The organism is Lacticaseibacillus jixiensis (assembly GCF_042847315.1).
GTDB lineage: Bacteria > Bacillota > Bacilli > Lactobacillales > Lactobacillaceae > Lacticaseibacillus > Lacticaseibacillus jixiensis.
Map to the genome: position 1 here is coordinate 1 of NZ_BAAFPR010000033.1, position 23,230 is coordinate 23,230.

The 23,230-nt window shown below is 52.5% G+C and carries 21 protein-coding genes and 1 riboswitch; of the genes, 3 read left to right on the forward strand and 18 right to left on the reverse strand.

Going from position 1 to position 23,230, the window contains the following annotated elements:
• The coding region (locus ACGG90_RS13685) for a hypothetical protein (RefSeq protein WP_390410288.1) at positions 1 to 194 on the forward strand (194 nt) is incomplete at its 5' end.
• Positions 195 to 517: 323 nt separating this feature from the next.
• Here the strand turns inward: ACGG90_RS13685 and lysS are convergent.
• The 12 genes from lysS to pth all read right to left on the reverse strand — a co-directional run bounded on the left by lysS (position 518) and on the right by pth (position 15,585).
• Positions 518 to 2,023, reverse strand: coding sequence for a lysine--tRNA ligase (gene lysS, locus ACGG90_RS13690; RefSeq protein WP_390410289.1), 1,506 nt, complete (start codon positions 2,021 to 2,023; stop codon positions 518 to 520).
• 86 nt (positions 2,024 to 2,109) lie between these two features.
• Positions 2,110 to 3,120, reverse strand: coding sequence for a tRNA dihydrouridine synthase DusB (gene dusB, locus ACGG90_RS13695; protein ID WP_390410291.1), 1,011 nt, complete (start codon positions 3,118 to 3,120; stop codon positions 2,110 to 2,112).
• The gene (gene hslO, locus ACGG90_RS13700; protein ID WP_390410320.1) at positions 3,120 to 4,001 is read right to left on the reverse strand and encodes an Hsp33 family molecular chaperone HslO; all 882 of its coding nucleotides are present in this window, start codon (positions 3,999 to 4,001) and stop codon (positions 3,120 to 3,122) included. The genes dusB and hslO overlap by 1 nt, the downstream gene beginning before the upstream one ends.
• Positions 4,002 to 4,334: 333 nt before the next feature.
• Complete coding sequence (gene ftsH, locus ACGG90_RS13705; RefSeq protein ID WP_390410293.1) at positions 4,335 to 6,455, reverse strand: ATP-dependent zinc metalloprotease FtsH; 2,121 nt, start codon at positions 6,453 to 6,455, stop codon at positions 4,335 to 4,337.
• A gap of 65 nt (positions 6,456 to 6,520) precedes the next feature.
• Entirely contained in the window at positions 6,521 to 7,060 is a 540-nt protein-coding gene (gene hpt / locus ACGG90_RS13710) for a hypoxanthine phosphoribosyltransferase (RefSeq protein ID WP_390410295.1), read from the reverse strand.
• Positions 7,050 to 8,351 carry a tRNA lysidine(34) synthetase TilS gene (gene tilS / locus ACGG90_RS13715; protein ID WP_390410297.1) on the reverse strand — a complete coding sequence of 434 codons (1,302 nt, stop codon included), beginning with the start codon at positions 8,349 to 8,351 and terminating at the stop codon, positions 7,050 to 7,052. The genes hpt and tilS overlap by 11 nt, the downstream gene beginning before the upstream one ends.
• A 195-nt stretch (positions 8,352 to 8,546) precedes the next feature.
• Complete coding sequence (locus ACGG90_RS13720) at positions 8,547 to 9,077, reverse strand: S1 domain-containing RNA-binding protein (RefSeq protein WP_390410299.1); 531 nt, start codon at positions 9,075 to 9,077, stop codon at positions 8,547 to 8,549.
• Positions 9,078 to 9,102: 25 nt separating this feature from the next.
• Positions 9,103 to 9,486 carry an FtsB family cell division protein gene (locus tag ACGG90_RS13725; RefSeq protein WP_390410301.1) on the reverse strand — a complete coding sequence of 128 codons (384 nt, stop codon included), beginning with the start codon at positions 9,484 to 9,486 and terminating at the stop codon, positions 9,103 to 9,105.
• Positions 9,487 to 9,549: 63 nt separating this feature from the next.
• Positions 9,550 to 9,813: an RNA-binding S4 domain-containing protein gene (locus tag ACGG90_RS13730; protein WP_390410302.1), complete on the reverse strand. Its 264-nt coding sequence runs from the start codon at positions 9,811 to 9,813 to the stop codon at positions 9,550 to 9,552.
• Between the two features lie 99 nt (positions 9,814 to 9,912).
• Positions 9,913 to 11,481, reverse strand: a complete 1,569-nt coding sequence (locus ACGG90_RS13735; protein WP_390410303.1) for a polysaccharide biosynthesis protein — start codon at positions 11,479 to 11,481, stop codon at positions 9,913 to 9,915.
• Position 11,482: 1 nt separating this feature from the next.
• Positions 11,483 to 15,004 carry a transcription-repair coupling factor gene (gene mfd / locus ACGG90_RS13740; protein ID WP_390410304.1) on the reverse strand — a complete coding sequence of 1,174 codons (3,522 nt, stop codon included), beginning with the start codon at positions 15,002 to 15,004 and terminating at the stop codon, positions 11,483 to 11,485.
• Positions 15,005 to 15,027: 23 nt separating this feature from the next.
• Positions 15,028 to 15,585 (reverse strand): aminoacyl-tRNA hydrolase, encoded by a 558-nt coding sequence (gene pth, locus ACGG90_RS13745; RefSeq protein WP_390410306.1) that lies wholly within the window; start codon positions 15,583 to 15,585, stop codon positions 15,028 to 15,030.
• Between the two features lie 375 nt (positions 15,586 to 15,960).
• Between pth and ACGG90_RS13750 the strand changes: the two genes are divergently transcribed.
• Together ACGG90_RS13750 and cbpA are read left to right on the forward strand one after the other, a co-directional pair.
• Positions 15,961 to 16,938 (forward strand): L-lactate dehydrogenase, encoded by a 978-nt coding sequence (locus ACGG90_RS13750; RefSeq protein ID WP_390410308.1) that lies wholly within the window; start codon positions 15,961 to 15,963, stop codon positions 16,936 to 16,938.
• Positions 16,939 to 17,760: 822 nt separating this feature from the next.
• Entirely contained in the window at positions 17,761 to 18,432 is a 672-nt protein-coding gene (gene cbpA, locus ACGG90_RS13755) for a cyclic di-AMP binding protein CbpA (RefSeq protein ID WP_390410309.1), read from the forward strand.
• Between the two features lie 50 nt (positions 18,433 to 18,482).
• On the opposite strand, the gene ACGG90_RS13760 is transcribed toward cbpA, so the two are convergent.
• From ACGG90_RS13760 to ACGG90_RS13785, 6 genes are all read right to left on the reverse strand, one after another.
• Positions 18,483 to 18,998, reverse strand: a complete 516-nt coding sequence (locus tag ACGG90_RS13760) for a QueT transporter family protein (protein ID WP_390410310.1) — start codon at positions 18,996 to 18,998, stop codon at positions 18,483 to 18,485.
• A gap of 4 nt (positions 18,999 to 19,002) precedes the next feature.
• Positions 19,003 to 19,048: riboswitch (PreQ1 riboswitch) on the reverse strand.
• Between the two features lie 833 nt (positions 19,049 to 19,881).
• Complete coding sequence (locus tag ACGG90_RS13765) at positions 19,882 to 20,244, reverse strand: type II toxin-antitoxin system PemK/MazF family toxin (protein WP_390410312.1); 363 nt, start codon at positions 20,242 to 20,244, stop codon at positions 19,882 to 19,884.
• 19 nt (positions 20,245 to 20,263) lie between these two features.
• Positions 20,264 to 20,512 (reverse strand): antitoxin, encoded by a 249-nt coding sequence (locus tag ACGG90_RS13770; protein WP_390410313.1) that lies wholly within the window; start codon positions 20,510 to 20,512, stop codon positions 20,264 to 20,266.
• Positions 20,513 to 20,666: 154 nt separating this feature from the next.
• Positions 20,667 to 21,941, reverse strand: a complete 1,275-nt coding sequence (locus ACGG90_RS13775; protein ID WP_390410315.1) for a tyrosine-type recombinase/integrase — start codon at positions 21,939 to 21,941, stop codon at positions 20,667 to 20,669.
• Positions 21,934 to 22,140 (reverse strand): DUF3173 domain-containing protein, encoded by a 207-nt coding sequence (locus ACGG90_RS13780; RefSeq protein WP_003575700.1) that lies wholly within the window; start codon positions 22,138 to 22,140, stop codon positions 21,934 to 21,936. The genes ACGG90_RS13775 and ACGG90_RS13780 overlap by 8 nt, the downstream gene beginning before the upstream one ends.
• A gap of 77 nt (positions 22,141 to 22,217) precedes the next feature.
• A partial coding sequence (locus ACGG90_RS13785) for a replication initiation factor domain-containing protein (protein WP_390410318.1) occupies positions 22,218 to 23,230 on the reverse strand: 1,013 nt, incomplete at its 5' end.

Consider the following 23,230-nt stretch of genomic DNA (forward strand, 5'->3'; position numbering starts at 1 on the left):
CTAAAGCCGAAGCTTTAGATCCGAGATTTACTAGCGAATTGACTTCGCTCATGTTTAATTCTTTTCATTTAAGAAAAGCCCTATCACATTTACGAAACTTTGTTCAGTTTTCAAAGGACTACCTTGTCGGTAAGACACAACCAACGTGTTTAAGTTTATCATATCTCATCGTGCGTTGTCAAGAACTTTTTTGAAGCGTTCATTTGGTGAAGCGCTTCATAACTGCTCGCGACAACTTTTAAATCATACCAAGCTTTTCTGAAACTGTCAACAAGTTTTTTCGCTGACTTTCGAGAAACGCTGGTGCGTCATCGCTTTGACAACTTTGATATCATACCAACTCCAGCGCATCACGTCAACGTTTTTCTGGATTTTTATGCAAAGCCGAATACTGCTTTTGTTAGGGTAATAAACGTTTGGCTTTTCATTGCAACTTTCCGGACATGCGGTGCGTGTCATTCGTGCTCGCCAGCGCAAAAAAATACGCCGCTTCAGCCGAAGCGGCGTATTTGAATCATTATGGGCGCAGTGTCGGGAACAACAGGACGTCGCGAATGGATGGGGCATCAGTCAGCAGCATGACTAAGCGATCGATCCCGATCCCTAAGCCACCGGTTGGCGGCATGCCATATTCCAACGCTTCAACGTAATCTTCATCGATACCTTGGGCTTCATCGTTACCAGCTGTCTTTTCAGCAGCTTGGGCTTCAAAGCGTTCGCGCTGGTCGATAGGGTCGTTAAGTTCGGTAAAGGCGTTAGCATATTCATTGCCATGCATAAATAGTTCGAAACGATCCACGAAGCGCGGATCCTGCTGGCTCTTCTTGGCTAACGGCGAGATCTCGATCGGATGGCCATACAAGAACGTTGGCTGCACCAAAGTCTTCTCGACGAATTCTTCAAAGAAGGCGTTGATGATGTGGCCAGTGGTCCAATATGGTTCATAGTGCACGTGATGTTCGTCAGCGACTTTGCGGGCTTCTTCAGTGGTCATTGGCTGCCAGAAGTCGACGCCGGTTTTATCCTTGATTGCGTCAACCATGTGGACTCTGGCAAAAGGCTGATCCAAATCAAGGTCTTGGCCTTGATACGTGATCTTGCCAGTGCCTAAGACCTTCTGCGCAGCATAGCGGAAAATGCCTTCGGTTTCATCCATCACGTCAGTCAGATCCCAATATGCGGCATAAGTTTCCAGCATGGTGAACTCAGGGTTATGTTTGGTATCGATCCCTTCGTTGCGGAACACCCGCCCAATTTCATAGACGCGTTCCATGCCGCCGACGATCAAGCGCTTGAGGTGCAATTCAAGGGCGATCCGCAGGTATAAATCGATGTTTAAGGCGTTATGATGCGTAATGAACGGCCGTGCTGAGGCACCACCGGCTTGGTTGTGCAGCACCGGTGTTTCAACTTCCAGAAATTGGTTCTGATCCAGATATTCACGTACCGCACTGACGATCTTGGAGCGCTTCACGAAGCGGTCAAAAGAATCCGGGTTGGCGATCAAGTCCAAATAGCGCTGGCGGTAGATCTGCTCCACATTGGTCAAGCCGTGATACTTATCCGGCAGCGGCCGCAAAGCCTTGGCCAAGTGGGTGATGTGATGCACACGGATGGTGAGTTCGCCGGCGTTGGTTTTCATCATGTCGCCTTCGACACCTAAGAAGTCACCGAGATCGGCCTTCTTGAAGATGTCATAGTTCTCATCACCGACTGCGTCTTTGCGCACATACAGCTGGATCTTGCCAGAGCGGTCACGGATGTCAGCAAAGCCGACCTTCCCTTTGCCGCGTTTAGACATCATCCGCCCGGCGAGTTTAACCACCGTTTCATCTGCCAATACGGCATCATGATCCATGTCGTCAAACTGTTGGTGCAATTCTTCTGCCAAGTGGGTCCGCTCAAAGCGGTGCCCGAAAGGATCGATGCCTGCATCACGCAAGGCCTGCATCTTCTCGCGGCGGGCCAACATCTGGTCATTTAATTCTGGTTGTTGTTCATTTGCCACCGAAGTTTCCTCCATTCATGTCGTCTGCGGCGTGGTAAGCCGCGACTTTCTCATTTAGTGTGCCCTAGTTTTCTGCAAAAAGCAATCGTCAAAAATCCCGCCTAGCGCACATGCCCTGCCGCGATGCGTGCTTCAGTCGCTTCCACAAAGCGATCAAAGATCTCATCGACTTCTGCTTCGGTATCCACCGAGTTCACCGCATTCTTGGTGCGGGCCGAGCGCGGAATCCCTTTGAGGTAATAAGCCGCCAGCTGCCGAAATTCCGGCACGCCGACTTTCTCGCCTTTAAGTTCAACCAAGCGGTGCAATTGCAGTTTGGCAGTGGCCACTTTCTCTCGCGGCGTTGGTTCTGGGATCAACTCACCAGTACGCAAATACGCTTCGACTTGGGTCAAAAGCCATGGGTTGCCTAACACCCCGCGGCCGATCATCACCGCATCAGCGCCGACTTCATCCAGCATCCGCTTGGCGTCTTGTGGGGTGCGCACGTCGCCGTTGCCCATGAACGGGATCGTCAACTCATTGGCCACTTGCTTCAAGATGTTCCAATCGGCATGGCCGGAGTAGCCTTGTTCACGGGTGCGGCCATGCATGGCCAAGGCGCTGGCGCCGGCACGTTGGGCTGCCAAGGCGTTCTCAATGGCCAAGATATGGTTTTCATCCCAGCCAGTGCGCATTTTGACTGTGACAGGCTTGTCAACGGCATCCACCACGGCTGCAACCATTTCGTAAACCTTGTTCGGGTCAAGCAGCCAATGGGCGCCAGCGTCGGTTTTGGTGACTTTAGGCACTGGGCAGCCCATGTTGATATCAATGATGTCAGCGGCGGTATTTTCTGCCACGAACTTCGCGGCGTTGACTAAGGTTTCTTTGGTGCCGCCAAAGATCTGGATAGACACAGGATGTTCACGCGGATCGACAAACATCATTTTCAAAGTCTTCTTGTTGCCGTACATGATCCCGCGATCGGAGATCATTTCACACACCACCAAGCCGGCGCCGAATTCTTTGGCGGTCACACGAAAGCTGGCATTGGTGATACCGGCCATTGGCGCTACGACAATGCGGTTGGGAATCTTAACGGAGCCGATTTGCCATTCTTGATTATTCATTAGTCTGCCTCCCGATCGCGCAAGGTGATCAATTCTTCTTGAGTATAATGGTATTTCGCGCCGCAGAACTTGCATACCGCTTCTGCGCCATGATCTTGATCGATCATTTGCTGCACGTCTTTACGCGCTAACGTCGCGATGATGTTGGCGAAGTGTTCCTTACTGCAAGTGCAAGCAAAAGCCACCGGCTTGTGCGCCAGCAACTTGAAGCCAGGGTCGCCCATGCCTAAGACGCGCTTGGCGATTGCTGTGGCATCCATGCCGGCTTTAAGCATTTCAGATACCAGCGGCAAAGTCTTCACATTGGTTTCCAAAGCTTGCAAAGCATCATCGGTGGCACCAGGCAAGGCCTGCACCATGAAGCCGCCAGCATGGGCGACGCTGTTATCGGCGTTCACGAACACCGATACGCCAATTGCTGATGGGATCTGTTCGGATTGCGCCAGATAATAAGCGAAGTCTTCACCTAATTCACCGGAAACCAGCGGCACTTGACCGGAGAAAGGTTCGGCGCCAGCAACTGATTTGGTCACCACCAGCAAACCTTTCTTGCCTACCGCACGGCCAACGTCGATTTTACCGACCAAGTTCAGCGGCAAGTTGACATGCGGTTCTTGGATATAGCCGCGCACCGTGCCTTCAGCGGTACCATCAGCCACGATTGCGCCCACCGGCCCGTCGCCTTTGATCCGCACCGTCAACAAGTCGTCGGCGTTCTTTAGATCCGCCGCAGCCAATAAGCTGGTGGCGATCAAAGTCCGGCCTAACGCGGCGCTGGCCGTGGCGTAAGTGTCGTGGCGGCGCTGCGCTTCTTGCACCGTTTGGGTCGCATCGACTGCAAAGACGCGAAAGAAGCCATCGGTGCTGACGCCGGTAATCATTTCATCTGCCAAAAGTTCGTCTTCCTTTCATCTGTGACACGCATAAACGCAAATTATCATAACAGAAAAAACAGAACGGAGCAAAACCCCCAGAGCGAAGCAGCCCGTACTTAGCGGCGTCACGCCTTATATCACGCCGCGTTGGGCTGCGCAGCTCGCTCATAACCTAAATTTCTGGCAACAATCAATCTAAGGTAGGCTGACGTTTAACGGTACTGCACACTCTAGCCGTGTCTGCATTGATTCTCACACGTCGCTTAGTGCATCCAGCGTCAACTCATCTGATTATTCTCCCATCAAAAAACCACGCCGCTAAGGGCGTGGTTTAACCGATCACAAGGTATCGTCGTGGTTCGTATCATCTGGATGCGAATCATCAGGCGTGTCTTGCGCAGATGTATCATCACTTGATGCATCCGTTGGCGTTTGATCATCCGCAGCAGTTGCGGTGTCGTCGTCAGACTTGCCTTCTTGTTCTTGCTTTTCGGCATCTTTTTGTTCGAGCGCCTTCTTGGCTTCTTCGAAAGTAGCAGCCTTTTCAGACGGGAATTCGCTGTCTTTTTCAGGCATCTTGCCGGTGTTGAAAATCGACAAGATCTGCTTTTCGTTCAAGGTCTCGTATTCCAGCAAGGCCATGGCAATGGCTTTATGCTGTTCACGATGGCTTTCGATGATGTCATGGGCCCGTTGATGGGCTTCGTCGATGATGTTCTTGACTTCTTCATCGATCGCCGCCGCAGTTTCAGGGGAGTACACCACTTGACCGTAAGCGTTCATGGCGCTTTGACCTTCCAAAGCCACCGTGCCAAGGCGATCGGACATCCCATATTGGGTGACCATTGCGCGGGCCATTTGTGTGGCTTGTTCGAAGTCGTTGGAAGCACCGGTGGCGATCACGTTGAAGACGATCTCTTCGGCAGTCCGCCCGCCCATTAACCCGGCAAGCTGTTCCATCATGTCCTTCTTGGTCAGCATGAACTGATCTTCTTTAGGCAAAGTGATCGCATAACCGCCGGCACGACCGCGCGGAATGATGGTGACTTTGCGGACAACGCGTGAATCGGATAAGACTAACCCGATCACGGCATGGCCGGCTTCGTGATAAGCCACGATTTCGCGATCTTTCTTGGAAATCACGCGATCTTTCTTGGCTGGGCCGGCAATGACGCGGTCTTCAGCTTCGTCGATATCGCTGGCATCAATTTCTTTCTTGGAGCGGCGCGCAGCGACCAAAGCCGCTTCGTTCAGCAAGTTCTCCAAGTCGGCCCCGACAAAACCAGGCGTGGTTTTGGCCAGTTCCTTCAAGTCGACGTCTTTAGCCAATGGCTTGTTTTTGGCGTGGACTTTCAAGATCGCTTCACGGCCTTTGACGTCAGGTTGACCAACTAAGATCTTCCGGTCGAATCGGCCAGGCCGCAGCAAGGCTGGGTCTAAGACATCAGAACGGTTGGTGGCAGCAATGACGATGACGCCTTCGTTACCAGTAAACCCATCCATTTCAACCAATAATTGGTTCAAGGTTTGTTCCCGTTCATCATGACCGCCGCCCATGCCGTTGCCACGTTGGCGGCCTACGGCATCGATTTCATCAATGAAGATGATCGCTGGGGCGTTCTTCTTGGCTTGATCAAACAGATCACGCACCCGAGAAGCACCAACCCCGACGAACATTTCAACGAAGTCAGAACCGGAAATCGAGAAGAACGGTACGCCGGCTTCACCAGCCACCGCTTTGGCCAGCAAAGTCTTACCAGTACCAGGAGGTCCTTCAAGCAAAACCCCGGCTGGGATGCGGGCACCAAGTCCTGAGAACTTGCGCGGATCTTTCAAGAACTCAACGACTTCGACCAGCTCTTGTTTCTCTTCTTCGGCGCCGGCCACATCAGAGAAGCGGACCTTGTTGGCCTTCTTATCTGCTTGTTTGGCCTTAGACTTGCCGAAGTTCATCACTCGGCCATTGCCGCCGCCTTGACCGGCTTGGTTCATCATCATGTAGAAGAACACCATGATGACTACCATTGGCACGATCGTCAACAGCATCGAGATCCAAGTCCCTGACTGTGATTCCGTCAAGGTATTGGATTTCACGTCGTTGTCTTCAGCGGCTTTGGTGATGGTGGCGATCGTGGAATCGTTAGCCGGCACATACGCTGTGAACTTCGTGGTCTTAGTTGGTGCTTGACTCAAGAAGCTGTTGGCGCCGCTGTTTGAATCGCTAACCGTCTGGGCTTTGCGATATTCACCTGAGACCTTATAGACCCCACCGCTGGGTTGGATGTCAAAGGACTTGATGTCATCTTTCTTCAATTGGCTAATGAACTGACTAGTTTGCAGTTCTTGGGTGGTGGAGCCGCCGCTACCGCGCAGGTAGTAAGCAAACACCGTCACCAGCAGTACGAATAAGATGACATAAGTCAAAGTACTGCTGAAAAGCCCGTTTGGTTTTTTATTCATAAGTAACCTCCAGCAACAATCGGCACGAAAACATGCACGTGTTTTATGATACTACATCATAACCCTTAGTGGCTATAAACTTCGGGCTTCAAGATCCCGATGTATGGTAAATTGCGATAGCGTTCGGCATAATCCAAGCCATAGCCGACCACGAACTCGTTGGGAACTTCAGTGCCCACATAATCCGCATGCACATCTGCGATGCGCCGCTCAGGCTTATCCATCAAGGTGCAGATCTTCACCGAGCGTGCTTGGCGCGTCTTGAAGATCTCAGTGAGGTAATGCAAGGTGCGCCCAGTATCGACGATGTCTTCGACGATCAACACGTCGCGATTGGCCACTGAGACGTCAAGATCTTTGATGATCTTGACTTCACCGCTGGAAACTGTTTCGTTGCCGTAACTGGAAACGTCCATAAAGTCGATTTCCAAATAATCATCGACTTCCCGCACCAGATCCGTCATAAACATGATCGCACCTTTTAAGATGCACACTACCAGCGGGTTCTTGCCGGCATAATCGGCTTTGATCTGGGCCGCCAAGCGCTTGGTGATCGCTTGAATATCGTCTTTGGAATACAAGACGCGTAAGATGTCATTTTCCATTATTGTCCTCACTATCATTCGCCGTTGTTTTCAATGCTAATACAGCCTGAATTATATCAGTTTGCGGCTGGTGAAACAATTCTGGACTGGCTTGATCCCACCAAACCACCGCCGACTCATTGGCCAGCAGCAACATGGCATCGCGTAAGGCTTGCGGCACCTTGTGGTCGATCAGCCAGCGGCTTAGCTTCTGGTGCGTGTGGCAAAGCCGATCACCGGCTTGTCTGCGGCGCAACACCCCTGGCTGATCAGGCACATAAGCCCAAGTGCTGGCAGCTGGCGGCACCTGATGAAACAGCCCCGCCCATAAATTCGGCGCCACCTGCTGCCAAGTGTCATCCACTGCAAGCGGCACCGGGACAAAAGGCGCCAGGTGCTGAGCCAAGTGCAGTGTGTGGTAGCTGACGATCAAGCGTTGGCGATGCACATCAAATTCCCGATTGCCTGCCCCTTCATCTAAGGCGCTGCGAATGGCTTGGCTCACCGCTGGCGCCACTGTCAGCTGCCAGTGTTCAAACACTTGCGCCAACACCAGCTCCCGCACCGCCAGCGGCTCTTGTGCGACCTTGTGCCAATCAAGCGTGTCATCAACCAAGGCTGCTTCAAGCAGCGCCGTTAAGTGCGGGGCAGCCAAGGCGATCAAGCCGGCTAATTGGGTGGTGAATTTCTGCGTGTGGGCCACCACTTGCGGATTGACTTGTTGCAATTGCGGCACGATCAAATGTCGCACCCGATTGCGGGCATAATGCACATCAGCATTAGTGGCATCTTCAGCATAAGGCACCTGATGGGCTTTGGCATAAGCGGTTAACGCGGCTTTATCGGTGTTTAACAGCGGCCGCAACACCTGCAGCTTGCCGAGTTGGCGCTGAGCGTGCAAGCCGGTCATTTTCATGACATTGCCTGAGCGCGCCAGCTGCAACAACACAGACTCCAATTGATCATTGCCGTGATGGGCCACCACCAAATACGGCGTGTGATAAGCCGCGGCGACTTGACTTAGCCAAGCATAGCGGGCTTTTCTGGCCGCGGCTTCTGCAGGATCCGGCTTTGCCCAGCGGCTGGTGGTGTAAGTCACGCCTAACTGCTTGGCATAGGCTTGCACCATTTGCCCTTCTTGGGCGCTTTCTGGGCGCAGCGCGTGATCATAATGGGCGGCGATCACGCGATATGGCGTATCGGCCAACAACGTCAACAACACCATCGAATCAACGCCGCCAGACACCGCCACGATCAACGTGGCATGAAGCGGCAATTGATAAGGCTGCAATAATGCAAATCCCGTGCGCATGGCAACTCCTTTCTCAAACTTAAATGACGCGTGATTTAAATCTACCACTCCTCAAAACCGCTTGCGTGGGACTAAAGTCTGAACTGTGACGAGTCGTCATAAATAATTGACCAATACTCACCAAAGCGGCTAACAAAGCTTACTGTGCACAAAAGCCCGCAGATCCGAAATCGGAAATGCGGGCTTTACGTCAAGCTAGTTGCGACGGCCGCCACGGCCGCCGCGCTTGCCTTCTGTATTGCGGCGGAGGCTGCTGAGGCGATCTTCGCTTTCTTTCAAGAACCCAGACATCATCGAGTCAAAATCACTCATCGGCTTCTGCGCTGCCTTGTGGTTATTGGCAGCATGCCCTTGACTGTGGCCTTGATGCTGCGGCTTGGTGAAGTGCGGTTGGGCTTGGCCGTTGTGCGGATGGGCACCGGTGTGGCTTTGGTGCTCGCCTTGCGGATTGTCTTGTGCTTTGCGGATGGACAAACCGATCTTGCCATCTTTGATTTGTGTGACTTTCACGGTCACTGCATCGCCGACAGTCAACACATCATGGATATCTTTCACATATGAATCCGAAATCTCACTGATGTGCACTAAGCCAGTTTTACCGTCGCCCAGATCAACAAAGGCGCCAAAATTCGTGATTCCTGTGACCTTGCCAGAAACCTTTGCGCCAACTTCTACTGCCATATAAAAATTTGTCCTCCGTGTCCTTTGTGTCTCATAGTATACCATAGTGCCGTCAGACCAGCATGCCTGTTCATTTGGCAGGTGCCGGCGTCAACAGCTTGCCAGCGGTACCCGGCAGCTGGAAGATCACCTCGCCAGACTTGGACACCATGTATTTCTGGCGCACGAGCTTCGCCAAGTAATCATCGTTATGCAATTGATCGACTTGTACATTGAGCGCATGCTTTTGTGCTTTGACTTGCTTCAAGGTTTGTTTGGCTTGATGAACAGTGGCTGTTGCGGTGGTCAGCTGCGAGTGCACCGAATATAATTGCCAACCGCCGACTGCCAAGATCACGACCAAAAGTGCCGTCAGCACCCATAAGCGGCGCTTGTGCAGCTTGCTCATTTTCGGCTTCGTATGCGGCTTTTGCTTGGCCATATTCGGCATCAGTTTGATTTTTGACTGTTCCATCACCAGCCCACCTTTCGTCATACCTTTAGTATAGCAAACTCCCGGCATCGAGGCGAAGCAGGTTTAGTAATTTTCCTTGTAAGTCTCGCTTTGGACGCTGTACATCATTCCTGCGTCTTCTTTCTTCGTGGACTCCACTAACGCTTCTACCTTGACTGTCAGCGTCTTGTTGCCAAAAGCGATCACCAAGATATCGCCTACTGCCACGTCACTGCTGGATTTGGCAGGCTTATCATTGATGGTGATGCGGCCTTTATCGGCGATTTCTTTGGCAACGGTACGCCGCTTGATGATCCGCGACACTTTTAGAAATTTATCTAAGCGCATTTATTCTTCCTCTTATTTCATTGACGTTTGCGACTGGCACAACTCATTCTAACGTATGCAGAGCCGAATTTGATACTGCTTTGTGGCAAAAGTTGGCCATCAGCGGCCATGGCGGCTGCGCCATTTCAAGAAGCGGCGCCCCAGCGGCAGGTTCAAGACTTCTTTGGCCGAAAACAACGCGGTAAGATCTGCGCCGGCGATAAACACCAACACGCCAACCACTACCCCGATAAGCGCCGTGATCACCGCAATCAGTCGCGACTGACCCGAGATCACCCAAGCCACCAGCGCCACAGCCGCCATCATTGCCGCCAAACACAGCGCCAATTTGCCATAGAAATGCCCTGCATCTGCAGCGCGCCTGATCTCGCTAGGCACTTGATGGGCCAACAGCACCGTGATCACCGCCAAAGCCAATACCGTGCTGATGCTGGCGCCTAAAGTATTAAAGCGCGTGACCAGCCATTGGTTAGACCCCAACTTCACCACAAAGCCAATCGCCAAAGTGCGCGTGGTGCCGCTAAATTGGCCTCGGCTTTGCAAAATCGCATTATACGCGTTGATCATCGCCACCAAAGCGATCGCCACCACATAACATTGCAAAGCCAAATCGCCGCTGGTGTCGCCAAACAACAGGTGATTGATATCAGGCATCAACACGATCAAGCCGCAAGTCGCCGCCATGGATAACGCCAAGTTAAAGCGGATCAGCTGAGCGGCTACGGCTTTAAACCGCCGGCGCTGCCCGCGCGCCAAAGCCGCGGTCATACTTGGCAAAAGCGTGGCTGAGAGTGCCGTGGCCACCACCAAGCCCAATTGCACCAGCGGTTGGCCGCGGTCATACACCCCTTTGAGACTGCGCGCGGCAGCTTCGGTAACGCCGCTGTTGACTAACCCGCGTGTCACCGTGAACGAATCGACCAGCTGCAAGATGATCAGCATCGCCGCAAACAGCGCAATATTGCCGCCTTCAGTCACAAAGCGGCGCAGCAATTGCCAATACGCCCCAAAGCCCGGCCAAGCAAAGCGGCGCTTCAAGATCGGGTGAAACGCCGGGAAAATCGTCACCGCCGCGGCGATCCCGCCAAAAATCGCCCCGCTCATCGCCACGGTACCCATGCGATACACCGGCCAATGCCAGCGCGTGGCCATGATCGCAGCCACCAAGATCACCGCCACGCGGATCACTTGTTCGACCACTTGGCTGATGGCGGTTTTGGACATATCAAAAGTTCCTTGAAAATACCCGCGGCCGGTGGCCAACACCGGCATCACCAAGAACATAAAAGCCACCATTTGGATCAATGGGGTTAAACCGCGATCCGCCATGGCCCAAGCAATTGTTGGCGCAAAACCGTACAAGCCGGCAAACATCACCAAAGAAAGCCACGTTAACAATACGATACTGCGGTGGGCCACGACGGCTTGCGCGTCTGGCTGCCGGGCTTGCGCCACGAGCTTTGAGATATACACCGGAAAGCCAGACAGCGCAAAGGTCATGCCGATGCCATAAATCGGATACACCTGCTGATACACATAAAAGCCGGTATCACCGACTAAATTCTGCAGCGGCACGCGATACACTGCACTCAGCACCTTGGCGATCAAAGCCGCCAGACTTAACATCCACGCACCTTGCATGAGGTGTTTCATCTTGGGTTCTTGCATATCACGCCTCAAGCGGCGCAGGCTTTTGGCCCACGGCATGTCCCAGCGCTTCAACAAAGGCCGTTAATTCATGCAGCCAATCCGCTTGCGCCATGTTCTTAGGGATCGTCAAATTCACGCGCAATTGCGCGGCGTCTTGGGCCACACGCGCTTTAAGCGTGGTGGCTTGCAGCGCCTTGAAGATCCCGGCACCAGCCACGACTTTAGACGCTTGCGGCGACAACACAAACGTCACCGCATTGGCCGCTTTGGTGATCCGCTTGACCAACGCGGCATCGGCGCGGTGCTTCAGGCGCATCACTGCCAACAAGTTCACCACCGGCTGCGGGAAGTCGCCGAAGCGATCGACCATGTCGGCGTCGATTTCATCCAGCTGCGCATCGTTGTCGGCTTCGCGCATGCGCTTGTACAACTCGATTTTCTGCCGAGAATCGGCAATATAATCGTCTGGCAAATAAGCTTCCAAGCCCAAATCAACTTCAGTATCCAACTTGCGGCTGCCTGCGTCACCGCGCTTTTTGGCCACGGCTTCGTTAAGCATCTGCGTGTAAAGATCATAGCCGACTGAATCGATGAAGCCATGCTGCTGGCTGCCTAATAAGTTGCCGGCGCCGCGGATCGATAAATCGCGCATGGCGATCTTAAAGCCAGCGCCAAGTTCGGTGAAGTCGCGAATGGCTTGCAGGCGCTTTTCGGCTTCTTCAGACAGCACCTTGTCTGGCTGATACATGAAATACGCATAAGCCACCCGGCTGGAACGCCCGATGCGCCCGCGCAGTTGATACAACTGAGACAGGCCATAGTGATCGGCATGCTCAATGATCAGCGTGTTGACATTAGGCATATCCACGCCGGTTTCAATAATGGTGGTGGTGACCAATACATCATAAGCGCCATGCAGAAAGTCATAAATCACGTTCTCCAATTGGGTTTCAGTCATTTGGCCATGGGCATAAGCCACTGTGGCTTCTGGCACCAATTGTTCCAGTTGGGAAACGGTTTGTTCGATGTCTTCGACGCGATTATGCAAGAAGAACACCTGCCCGCCGCGCTCCAACTCACGCTGAATGGCGCTTCTGATGGTGCCGCCATTTTGTTCCATAACAAAAGTCTGGATCGGGTAGCGGTTGGTGGGCGGCGTTTCGATCACCGACAAGTCGCGCACGCCAAGCATCGACATGTTCAAAGTCCGCGGGATCGGCGTGGCCGTCAAGGTCAACACATCCACATTCTGCTTCAGCGCCTTAAGCCGCTCTTTGTGCTTGACCCCAAAGCGCTGCTCTTCATCAACGATCAACAAGCCCAGATCCTTGTATTTAACATCTTTAGACAACAGCCGATGGGTGCCGACCACGATATCGACTTCGCCTTTGGCCAGTTGCTTCAAGGTCTCTTTGGCTTGAGCCGCCGTGCGAAAACGCGACAGCATCGCCACATTCACCGGAAAATCGGCGAAGCGATCGACCATGGTGTCGTAATGTTGCTGGGCCAGAATCGTCGTTGGCACCAGAATCGCCACTTGCTTGCCTGACTCAACGGCTTTAAACGCCGCACGCAAAGCCACTTCAGTCTTGCCAAAGCCCACATCGCCGACTAACAAGCGATCCATGGGTTTAGGCTTTTCCATGTCTTGTTTGATTTCTTTAATGGAACGCAGCTGATCGCGGGTTTCCGGATAGGCGAACTCCGCTTCAAACTGGCGCTGCAAATCATCATCCTTGGCAAAAGCAAAACCGGGCTCGGCTTCACGTGCCGCATATAACTTGATCAAGTCATCGGCAATGTCTTCGATTTTGGCAGCGACTTTGCGCTTGGTTTTCTGCCACTCGCTGCCGCCGAGCTTGTTGATCTTAGGCTTCTTGCCTTCTGCGGCGACGTATTTCTGGACCAAGTTTAATTGGCTGACCGGAATGAAAAGCTTGTCGCCTTTTTGATACACGATGGTGATGTAGTCTTTATGCACCCCGTCAACCACCAGCGTTTGCAAACCAGTGTATTGGCCGATCCCGTGGTTGACATGCACCACATAATCGCCTGGCACCAATTGCGTGTACGAACGCAAGCGCTCGGCATTGGCCAAGGTTTGATGGCGCGCTTTGCGATGCATCTTGGCGTTGAACAATTCATGGGTGGTCACCACCACCAGTTTCAAATCCGGCAGCTCAAAGCCATTTTGCAAGTTGCCCACCACAAGCTGCTGCACTTGCGGCTGGATCGCATCAGGTTCGGCTTGCACCGCCGGCACGGCAAAATCACGCAAATTATCGGCGAGCTTCTCCAGCCGCGCTTTTTCCGGCACCAAATACACCACTGTCATGCCTTGCTTGCGCCAGCGTTCGGCTTCAGTCTTCAACAGCGGCAATTGGCTGAAGAACGCCTGCACATTGCGGCTGGTAAGATTAGTCAGCGACTGCAGGCGCAAGTTGCCCATGCCTTTTTGAAAAAGGCTTAAGTACAAGTGACCGCGCTTGTCTTCGTGGTCTAAAGCTTGAATGGTGGGATTCGGCTGGTCGGCTAACAGGCGCCCGCCTTCTTGTAAAGACGCGTACCAATCAGTGGTTTCTTCAACTAATGACACATCTGCATCCAACAAGCGCGTGTAATCATCAAACACCACCAAGGCGTCGGCATTGGTGTAATCCAATAAGCGCGCCGCATCAGGATACATTTGCGGCATGTATAACGCCAATTGTTCCACGACTTCGCCTTGGCGCAAGGCATCGGCGGTGGCCAACACCCCGTCTTGTAAGGCGTGCTTGGCGGCAGGCTTGGCCAGCTTCTGCGCGGCAAGGCCGGCGGCATTAAGGCGCTCGCCGGCAGCTTGCAGCACGCTGTGATTGGCCAGCAAGTCGGTGGCTGGCGGGATCTCAATGGCGTTGACTTGGCGGATACTGCGCTGAGTTTGCATGTCAAAGCGGCGCAAAGAATCGACTTCATCATCGAATAACTCGATGCGCAGCGGATCATCGGCATTCAGCGGATAAACATCAATGATCCCACCGCGAATGGCAAACTGGCCAGGCGCAGCCACTAAGCTGTCGCGCACATACCCGGCATCCACCAAGCGCTGGGCAAGATTGTTGGGATCGATGCGCGAATCCATGTCAATATGAATGCTGGCTGCTTGCCAAACATTCTGCGGCGGCAACAAGCGCTTAAGCCCGGCCAAGCTAGTCACCACGATGCCAGGCTCGCCTGTCATCAGCCAATTTAGGGTGTTGATGCGGGCATTCTTGGTGTCAGGCGACGACACGGCGACTTCTGCAGCCAGCACATCTTCGACTGGAAAGGCCCACACCTTGGCATCACCAAGCAAGTTGGTGAGATCGGCCACGAGTTCTTCGGCATGATAACGATTGTCTTCAACTACCACCAATTGACGCTTCAGCTGGCGCAAAGCCGTCGCCAAAAAGACGGTTTTGGCGCTGCCATCAAGGCCTGTCACCAAATGCCGTCCTGCATTCACCTGCGGCCATAACGCCGTCAGCTTCTCATCTTGGCCAAAAAGGTCGATCAGATCCATGCAATTCTCCTTATTTTGTGCCTTTAATTGTACTTGTTCATGAGCTGATTGAAGTCCATGCCAGCAATCCAATCAGTTAACGCATCAGCCAATTTATCAATACCACTTTGAATGGCGATGGCGTCATCGCCTTGAAACGGCGTCAGCACCCAATCGACCACGCGCTGTTTGGCCGGATGTTGAATGCCGATCTTGGCGCGTTGAAATTCAGCAGTGCCTAACACGCTGATGATCGACTTGATACCGTTATGGCCGCCGGCGGAACCTTTAGGCCGCAGGCGCAAGCGGCCCATGGTCATGTCCATATCGTCTTGGATCACCATGATCTCTGCTTGCTCGAAGCGATAGAACGCTTTGAGCTGACCCACGGCGCGCCCGGAATCGTTCATATAAGTCAGCGGCTTGACCAGCATGACTTTCTCGCCATCGACCACGCCGGTGCCGGTCAAGGCATCGAATTCGTGTTTGGTCACGGCGATGTCGAAGCGTTTGGCTAAAGCATCGATGGTCATGAAGCCGATATTGTGTTTGGTTTGGGCGTATTTGCTGCCTGGGTTGCCCAGGCCGACGATCATTTTCAAAAAGTTGCCTCCGATATTTGATGAGAAGTTTATGTGCGACGCAAAAATGGTCGGAATCTACGAGTTCCCGACGTATCGTTGTCAGTATATCACATTCAGCTGGCACCCGCCGTCATCACTACAGTTTGACAGTTTATGATAGTACAGTGTGAAAAGGCCTTCATTCATTGTGAAAGTACGCGCATGAAATCGATTACTGACGGATTGTGCAGGTGTTCGCATGCTTCACAAAACCGTGTCATGGCACGCCAGTCTTGAATTGTAAGATTCATATGAGAAATGAAAAAATCTGGTGAAAATGCGTGCAGATGAGGGAAGTTGTGCTATACTTAACGACGAATTGCATGACTGCAAATAAGAAAGGATGATATCACCGTGGCAAACGCTCAAAAAGATCACCAAAAAGTAATTCTTGTTGGTGACGGTGCTGTTGGTTCCAGTTACGCTTACGCAATGGTATTGCAAGGCATTGCACAAGAAATTGGGATCGTTGACATTTTCAAAGACAAGACGAAGGGTGACGCGATCGACTTAAGCAACGCGCTTCCATTCACTTCACCAAAGACGATCTACTCCGCTGAATACAGCGACGCTAAGGATGCTGACCTTGTTGTCATCACCGCTGGCGCACCGCAGAAGCCTGGCGAAACCCGTCTTGACTTGGTTAACAAGAACTTGAAGATCTTGAAGTCCATCGTGGACCCAATCGTTGAATCTGGTTTCAACGGGATCTTCCTTGTCGCTGCTAACCCAGTTGACATCTTGACCTACGCTACTTGGAAGCTTTCCGGCTTCCCGAAGAACCGCGTCGTTGGTTCCGGTACTTCTTTGGATACTGCCCGCTTCCGTCAATCCATTGCTGAAATGGTTGGCGTTGACGCCCGTTCCGTCCATGCTTACATCATGGGTGAACACGGTGATACCGAATTCCCTGTCTGGAGCCACGCTAACATCGGTGGTATCAAGATCTCTGAATGGGTTAAGTCTCACCCAGAAATCGATGAATCCAAGCTGGTTGACATGTTTGAAGACGTTCGTGACGCTGCTTACGAAATCATCAAACTCAAGGGTGCGACCTTCTATGGTATCGCCACTGCCTTGGCTCGGATCTCCAAAGCCATCTTGTCCGACGAAAATGCCGTTCTTCCATTGTCCGTTTACATGGAAGGCCAATATGGTCAAAACGACATCTATATCGGCAGCCCAGCTGTGATCAACCGTAACGGTATCCAAAACATTTTGGAAATCCCGTTGACTGACCACGAACAAGAATCCATGGACAAGTCTGCTAAGCAGCTCAAAGACATCATCAACGATGCCTTTGCCAAGGCTGACATCGAAACTCGTCAGTAATCCATTGGTTCAACCGAAACGTCGCCGCATCTGCGGTGGCGTTTTTTTATTTACCAGAGCGAAGCAGCCCGCACTTAGCGGTGGATATAAGGCGGGATGACGCAAAGGCGCTCTTTGCCTTGGCGGCGTCACGACTTATATCACGCCGCGTTGGGTTGCGCAGCTCGACGAAGACCACAGCGTAAAAAGCGTGGTCTCTCAACCGGGCCGGACTGGTGCTGCTTCGGGGCGTGGGGGCCGCGAGCCGGCGCAGGCAGTGCGGCCGGTTCCAACCACGCTGAGAAACGCGTGTTTTCCACCTAAGAATTGAGCCAGGCGCTCGCTGCGCTCACCTTGCCTGTCTCAATTCTTGCCGCGATCAGCCCAGTAAGCCAAGCACAACCCGCTTGGCTTGCTGGGCTGATCGTTTCACGGCCTGACCGGCTCGCGGCCCCCACGTCCCTACGCAACACCAGTCCTACCATAGTCGAATCCGGCTAAACAATTGCCGGATGTACGAAACCAAGCAAACCAGCGATGCGACTGAGTCAAAAATTTAGTGACTAACTATTGGTTTTCACGATTACGCCGAAGAAACTTGGCCAAATTCAAAAAAAGCAGCATGCAACCATTAAATCCGATTGTACGGATCCGGTAGTTTCATTATTGCTACTAGGCAGCCTGCCTGACATGGCGCCGCACTCTGTCAGCAATGCACGAAATCCCTTAAGAATCACTGATCACCAGGCGTCTTGCTTGTTTCATGAGGCTGATGTGGTATCATAATGATTAGAAAGTTTTAATTTGAACTGAATGTTTTCAGAAATTATGGAGGTTGGGTTTATGTTAATCAAGTCCCTGGTACTCAAGAAGGAATTCCTGACGACCGTGAAAGAGACTGTCACCTTGGAAGAAGCGTTGACGGTGCTGGAAGATTCCGGTTTCCGCTGCGTGCCGATCCTTGATGAAAGCGGGCAGATCTTCCGCGGCAACATCTACAAGATGCACATCTATCGGCACAAGTCACAAGGCGGCGACATGAGCCTGCCGGTTACTTATCTGCTGAAGAACGCCACGAAGACGATTCCGATCAATGCCCCGTTCTTCAAGGTCTTCTTCAATATCAAAGACCTGCCTTACATCGCGGTGCTGGATTCTAATGCCAACTTCTACGGCATCCTCACCCACTCGGCGTTGTTGTCGATGCTGAGCGAATCTTGGCATATCGACGTGGGCTCTTATGTGCTGACAGTGATGTCCAGCGGCGGCCCTGCCGGACGCGGGGATTTGGCGACAATGACGAAGATCTTGGCCAAATACACTGATTTGGCTTCGGCGATCACCTTGGATGCCAAAGGCTCTGAATTCGTGCGCCGGACGTTGTTCACTTTGCCAGCCGGCACTGATGAAACGACTTTAAACACCGTGGTAGCCAAGCTCGAGAAGAAAGGTTACCGCGTGGTGGAAATCGACGACTTACAGTCCGGTTTACCGCTGCGTGTCGACGAAGAATAGCAAATCAAAAGGCAGTCCTGAAAACAGGGCTGCCTTTTTGATTGCATTGATTAATCGATCAAGCGTGAAAAATGTAATACCCGATCTAAAGCCGCCATGATCGGCGCGGTGATGATCATGATGATGGCTTCAGACAGCATCAAGCTGCCGTAGATTCCCCAAAAGGCGGCTTGCATGTTCATATGCCCGGTCCAAACGATTTCAAACGCGATCAGGCACATGGTAAGCGTCATGATCACAACGTTAAGCGTCATTGTCTGCCACATTTTCGGTAAATGCGGCGCCAGCCAAGCCACCAGCGCCAAGCCGATCAGACTTTGTCCGCCGCCGAACACAACGTCGACCCAGCCCATTGAGCTGAACAAGGCATTGAAGATCACGACGCCCAGCACCACGCCGAAAAGATACTTGCGCGAGAAGCCGACCAAATGGTTAAGTCCTTCGGAAACCCGAAACTGAATGGCGCCGCTGGCCAGATTGAAGACCCCTGGCACGACTGACAAAACCACGTAGATCGCTGCAATCAACGCAGTGACCACCAAGGTCTTGGTATTAGATTTATGCATGATGTTCCTCCTAGTTTTTTTACGTGGGATGGATCACGAACCACGATTATCCAGTATACCGCTTCTCTTTGGTGCAGACAACTTTTCAGAAAATATAGCGGCAGACATGCTTAAGTGGGCTGGACCAAAATCAACGAAGTACCTGTGCACCGGATGAATATTTTGCCACTATCGTATTTCACGTCAAACGTTCTTGAACGATACTGTTTGGCATCATTCAGTGTTGCTCGTTTCAATTCATTTAACTATTTCACGCTACCGTATGTGCCACCCAATTTTAGAACGACAGTCAGAAAACGATAGATGCGCGCACCACTCACAATCCTGATTCGAATACAGAAGGACCGATGCAGCGTAGGCGCGCGGAGAAAGCAACGGTCAGGCCGTGAAACGATCAGCACAGTAAGCCATGCGGGTTGTGCTTGGCTTGCTGTGCTGATCGCGGCAAGAATTGAGACAGGCAAGGTGAGCGCAGCGAGCGCCTGGCTCAATTCTTAGGTGGAAAACACGCGTACTTTGCGGGGTTGGAACCGGCCGCACTGCCTGCGCCGTTGCTTTCTCCGCGCGCCGAAGCTGCATCGGTCCGGGGCCGTCCCCGCTTTTTACGCTGTGGTCTTCGTCGAGCTGCGCAAAGCAACGCGGGTGCAATTAGCTACGCCCCCGCACTCGCGGCAAAGTGCGCCGCAAGCACGAGGGCTAGGCTAATTGACCCGCTAAATGCGCTTTGCTCCGCTCTGGTTTTCTTCGTCGAGCTGCGCAGCCCAACGCGGCGTGATATAAGTCGTGACGCCGCCAAGGCAAAGAGCGCCTTTGCGTCATCCCGCCTTATATCCACCGCTAAGTGCGGGCTGCTCCGCTTTGGGGTACAAAAAAAGGCAGCCTGTTAGCTGCCAATTGGTTTTAACCCCACAGAAACGATCAACGCGCGGTCGACCGCCTGCATTTTGCTTGTGTCCAACGCCGCCACCTTGTCATGCAGGCGCTGTTTATCAATGGTGCGGATCTGTTCAAGCAGCACCACTGAATCCCGCTCGACGCCATCTACGCCGGCCTTCAAGCCCACGTGCGTCGGCATCTTCGGCTTATCGATGCGACTGGTGATGGCGGCAACGATCACCGTCGGGCTGTAATGGTTGCCGACGTTGTTTTGCACCACCAGCACCGGCCGCATGCCGCCTTGCTCTGAACCGACCACGGGTGACAGGTCGGCGAAGAAAATATCGCCACGCTTAACAATCAAATCCATGTTAACCCCCAACAACGGTCTAACGGATATGATCGTAAGCCTCACTTTCACAAGCGGTGAATTCGTGACAAATCTCCGTATTCAGGCTCGCCATCTCGCGATATCCTGCAGCAAGGCTTTCGGCTTCTTGCGCCTGGGCATCAAGAAATTGCGCCAAGATGGTATCGATCAAGTCGCTTGGATCCGTTACACACGTTCTGCAATAGCTGTCGAGCTTTGCCCGCAGCGCTTCTGTCATGTTTACTTGTAAGAATTCTGCTTGTGCCATGTTGCACCCTCCCGTGGCTAACTTCTAGAATCATCCTACCACAGGAGAATGAAAAAACAACCTGAAAATAACACGACACCTCACCGAATCCGCCGAGTATTATCCCCATTCGAGCGTATCTTCAGCGGCGCTATCCCGCGTCATCACTAGGTTTCTATGCCTCAGCCACTGTTTTGGCGGGGAGTTTGGCGGGGCTTAGTTGATCGTACTTTACCGCCTGATTCCCCACGAACCGCACCTGATTATGACCCGCCGTCTTGATCGTGATGTTACCCGCAATCTGTTCGGCGATATCTGCATCCAGTCCGCCCCATAAGTGCGAGTAGTGCTTCAGCGTGATCTCAGGTGACGAATGGCCTAAGCGCTTGGACAACACCAGTACGGAGACGTTGAACTCATTGATGAGATACGACGCATGACTGTGGCGCAGCCCTTTGCCTTCGACTGGGTGCACCTGCGCCAACTTGGCGTAGCGGTGGATAATCCTCGAGATCGTGGACTTGGTCATCGGCAAGCCATCGTAGGTCATGACGAAATCATCTACCCCACCCAGACCGAAACTCTGCTGCACCTCGCGCCAGCGCCCTAGAATTGCCACGGTGTCATCATCAAGCGTCAAGATGCGCTTGCCGCTGTCCGTCTTCGTGTAGTCGTGGCGTTCCCAGTCATGCCGGTTCTTCATCACCAGCATGTGGTCAACATGTAGCTGCTTCTTAGCGAGATCAACATCTCGCCACCACAGCGCCGTGCCTTCGTTGACCCGCACGCCAGTCAGGAAGTACAGCCACAACATCACGAAGTTCAGGTGCCCGTAGATATCATCAATGCAGATTTGCGCGATAACTTGTTCAAACTCGGCTTTCGTCCAAAATGGTACGCTGCTTTTGGCCTTGGGGATCGCCTTAACGCGCTTCGACACATTGCTGGACAGATACTGCATCTGCACCGCGTGGTCAAGGGACTTGCGGAAACAGCCGAACACCAATCCAGCATAGCCTTGCGAGTAGCCCGCACCGCCGTCTTTCTCATCTGTGAGCAACCACGTGCGGAAGTTCTGCACGTCGGTGATATCGATGTCACGCAGCAGCAAGTCGCCAAACCGCGCGATACAGATATCAAAGCTGCGATTACGGACGGCGAAGGTGCTTTCCTCCACGTCGGTTTTGTACGCTGGGATATACGAGTCTTTCATGAATTGGCGGTAAGTCATGCGGAAGTTCGTAAACCCATGCGCCTCATGATATTCACGCTTCACCCGCGTCAGCTCCTTGTTCGCGGCAAACGCGGTACTGAATGGCATTCCTTGACTGTCCTTCCGCCCTTTCTTGCGGACGCGCTTGCCACTCATCTTGTCGGTGCCTAACTCGGTTTCATAGTAGAAGTTACCTTTGGCGTCTATGAATACGCCTGGATATTTGGTTTTACTCATTCTCAACAGCTCCATTCATCGGTGATCCGAGAATGGACTCAACGACAGAACGCGGCACGCGCCCTAAGTTTCGGTTGAGATACAAGGGATACCCCTTTTGTACCATCCTTTGCTTCGCTTGTCTAATGATATCGCGCGCGGTGTGCTGCTTAAACCCTAATGCCATCAGATCTTGATAGCAGACAAAACTCTTATCCAATTACGTCACTTCCTTCTCATTGATTGGAGTGAGATAATCAAACCAGATAGGACCCAAATCTTATCTGTGAAGGGTGACTACTTGCTTTGGTCGGCATAGTCGCTCTTTTTTGATGTCTCACTTGGTTCTGCATCCGTCAAAACGCCATTACGGTGGTGCTGATAGTGATGAATCAAATCCCAGTGCCGTTGGGTTAACTTGCCGCCATCAATGATTGCCTTCAGTTCAGCGGTGCCGTTGTACTGATCAATCAGCTGCAACATCTTCAGCGACGGCGCGACCTGTTTCTTCAGCCAGCGGGTAATGTGTGCATAACTCAATGGTTCAGGATTGGTAGAAAGTCGCAGCTTATCGCGATTATTGCCAATGAAAGCATCCCAACGCGGATCTGTCGCCCACTGACTCTTCGCTTTATGACTTGGCGTCAAGAAACGCAGGTAACGGTTGATGATGCCAAACACCACTTTCTCCGGATCACGCTCCGCCAACAGATTCTTAATTGCAGCAGCGGCGCGTTTGCGACGTAACCGGACTTCAAAGCGTGTCCGTATCGGCTGATCTTCAATCGCAATCTCAGGGTGCTTCTGGTGTTGCTCAAAGGCCTTGTCATAAATACAGAAGTAAACTTCACTTTGCGGCGATCCCAGATACAAAGTTCTTCCCGATACCTCCCACTGCTTGGTGCGATTATCTCGGAAGCCGTGAAAACGCGAGGTGAATTCATCGCGGTCACACTTCTCAATCAAGGTCGGCACATCGAGCAAACCATTACGATCATTGATGGCGAGGTCAACACGGGTGAAATGACCATCAAGGGCAATGCAGGTCTCTAAGAAGTCGTACCAGGTGCGATCCTGCTGGCGCAAGTATGATTCAACGTAGCGGCAGCCTTGACCTTTCAACTCAATCATCGTGCCACTATCCTCACTAGGATCATAACCGTCTGCATTTACATCTTGATATGGCGACAGCAACACATCGATTTCACCACATTTGAAGGTCGCCGCGTACCCGTATCGCGCCCCTTCTTTGAGATTAAAGTGATTCAGGTTAATCTGGAACAGTTCGGTCACCAGTTCTTCATAGTCGT